Raw genomic sequence first — 251 nt, 5'->3', positions numbered from 1 at the left:
ATATAGACAGCGAAAAAGGCCGGGGCGAACCCCGGCCTTTTTCATCTTTCCTCCAGATCGCCTCAGTGAACCGTCGCGGTATCGGGCTTGGCCCGATTACTGGTCGACAAGCGATCACCGATAATCAGACCGTCCGTTCCGGCAGAGACATGGATCGTCTCACCATCCTTCACGTCACCGGCCAAGATCATCTCGGCCAGAGGATCCTGAAGGCTCCGCTGGATCACGCGCTTCAGCGGGCGCGCCCCGAA

Annotated in this window: 1 protein-coding gene; it reads right to left on the bottom strand. The window is 59.4% G+C overall.

Translation table 11 applies throughout. From position 1 onward, the window contains the following. Positions 1–62 precede the first annotated feature (62 nt). On the bottom strand, positions 63–251 hold a 189-nt coding region (locus A3764_RS01355; RefSeq protein WP_150122031.1), incomplete at its 5' end, for a hypothetical protein.

The sequence above is a fragment of the Sulfitobacter sp. HI0129 genome, assembly GCF_001635395.1.
Taxonomy (GTDB): Bacteria; Pseudomonadota; Alphaproteobacteria; order Rhodobacterales; family Rhodobacteraceae; genus Sulfitobacter.
This window is presented reverse-complemented; position numbering and strand designations above follow the sequence as displayed.